The following is a 2373-nucleotide window of genomic DNA, read 5'->3' as shown; positions in this document are numbered from 1 at the left end:
GATTGTGGCGGCGTCGAACTCGGCTTGGTCGAGCCCGACGTGGTACATGCCTTGCACCTGCGGGTCAGCAACGGCACCGACGGGCACGATGAAAGAGCGGTCGGATTCGTCTGTCGTTTCGACGCCATGAATGACGGCGGCCTGCTTGCTCGCCAAGGGGGGCGGAATCAACGGGAGCAGTTTCGCGATGTAGTCGGCGCGGGTGGCTTCGAGTCGTTTGAGCCGTTCGAGAATTTTCGCTCTGGCTGCTTTGTCGGGGTGAGCGAGGTACTGCTGTACGAGATCCCGTACTTCGATCAACGAGACCGTCAGCATCAAGTTTTGCTCCCCCGAACCGCTTCCGAGGATCCAACCTGCGATCGCGAGTGCCACCCGCTGCCGCGCCGGCGTTGTCTCAATGTCACCCAAACGTATGAAGTCGCTTAACCGGTTGAGCGTGTTGGCGGAGAGATGTTGATCGATTTCATCGACGATCGGAGCCAGTGCGGTTTGGTCCGCCCCCGGCAACCCGGCAACGAGCTTTCGTAGCTTCGCAACGGTTTCGTCTCGCTGTGTTTTGAGTTGGGCAATTTCCGCGAGTGCGTCTTGAACACGCAAACGAGTGACCCGTCCGACGCGACCGAGCGGGAACTGTTTTAGGATCGCTTCGGCGAGTTGGGGTTGGCCGGATTCGCGGCGGAGTTCCGCTTGCTCGATCAACTGCATCGCTTGCCGTTCCACCAACGCCGTCAGTTGCGGTCGCAATTCTTCCTGTTCGGGGAATTGCTTCAAGATGACCTGCAACTCTCGTCGAGCATCGCCGAAACGTTCCGCTTCCATGAAGAAACGAACGGCTTCTAATCGCTCGTTCGGATCCTCTTGGTTCATGCGTCTGCGAAAAATCCGCTGCAGCGATGGCGTGTCGATCGATTCGGTGGCGACCCGCATGTCCAACCGGATCGACTTCTCAGCTTTCAGCCCATCGAGTTTCGCATAACGCGAGGTCAGTTCCGTCAAACCTTGATGCAGGATAGTCGGTGACCCATCGGTTCCCCGCACGGTCAGTTGCCGGCGACCGTATTCATTGAGCGGTGACACGCCGAGGATTCGACCGATCGATCCGACCTCGTCGCCCCCTTCGGCAACCGGTTGTGGGAATTCGATTCGCAGTCCCAGGTCGGGGATATCGACAGGTTCGTTATTCACCATTCCACGTCGGTGAATGTAGGTGCGTCGCAGTCCGTCATCGACCATCCAAATCTTTGGCGTTTGGATCCCGCCATCGGCACCGACCGAAAACGAGTTTTCATTGAGAGTCGAACGCTCGATGTAGACACCGCGAATCGTCAAACCGTTCCGCAGCGTGATCAGTTGCTCGGCGCTGGTCGAACCGGCCCATCCCACGGCGAGTATTCCGAGGAGCGACAGCCATGTGGTGAACTGTGTCTTTCTCGACTCACCAACACTGCCTTCTCTCGTCAACATGTTCTTTCTGCTCATGACACCGAGCCTGCCAAGGTTGGTCGCGTCAGCGAAGTGTCCAAAGGCATTTCGCCACCCAGTCCCGATTCGTTGGCATCAAGGCTTTCGAAGGAGGGGACCGGGGTCGGCAGATTGATCGCAGCCGGCGAAGGTCCGGAGGCAGCAAGATCGCATTGAAACAGATAAGCGACCCGGCGAAGTGTCTTCCCAAGAGGTTCGATCCCCGATTTCAGATGGATGATTGTCGGTGTCGTTCCTTCCACCCACTCGGCAACCGGTAACGCCTGGATGTCGTCGACAGCGAATCGTGCCTGCGAAAATGATCGCAATGAGACGAACTGCCAATCGACGTTGTTCGCCGACTCCGGTGTAAGTCTTGGTACCTCTGGCGAGGTCGCTTGCTCGGCGTCATCGACTCGAGTATCAAAAGCCAGATGATTGTGCGTTGGAGGTGTTGTGTCGGACGGTTGGTTCGCGGCAAACGATGGGTGGTCCTTTTGTGCGGCGGAGCCCATCCAGAGCCCACCAATTACCAGCACCATTGCAACCGACGTGGCGGCCACCTTGGTGGGTGATCGGTGGCTGGCGGGTGTCGTTGGAGAGGACGCTGTATTCAATTCGCCGGCGAGCACGTTTTGCATCGTTAATTTCGCGCGGCGTACCCAAGTTTTGATCGTCCCGGTCGATCGCCCCATCACCGAAGCGGCCTCCGGATAAGACAACTCTTTGCGGTGAATCAATTCAAAAGCGCGTCGCTGGTTGTCCGGCAACCGACCGAGTGCGTCACTGATCTGTTCATCGAGTGAGAGAATGCGTTCGACATCGGTGCGAGATTGGACCGCGGGTAACGCTTCATCGAGTTGGTCGTGCGTCCGGTCGCTCGACCGTCGAGAGAGGAAAGTGCGGCAGCGG

At 58.0% G+C, this 2373-nt stretch carries 1 protein-coding gene and 1 pseudogene; both read right to left on the bottom strand.

The features are described from left to right. Positions 1-1479 (bottom strand): annotated as a pseudogene (locus RSSM_RS10875) (alpha/beta hydrolase); the annotation flags it as partial. Then, positions 1476-2373: RNA polymerase sigma factor (locus RSSM_RS10870; RefSeq protein ID WP_044302262.1), on the bottom strand; the 898-nt coding region annotated here is incomplete at its 5' end. The gene RSSM_RS10870 and the pseudogene RSSM_RS10875, both read right to left, overlap by 4 nt.

This window comes from Aporhodopirellula sallentina SM41, assembly GCF_000346505.1.
Taxonomy (GTDB): domain Bacteria; phylum Planctomycetota; class Planctomycetia; order Pirellulales; family Pirellulaceae; genus Rhodopirellula; species Rhodopirellula sallentina.
The sequence above is the reverse complement of the archived record's forward strand: the minus strand, read 5'-3'. Positions and strand labels throughout refer to the sequence as shown.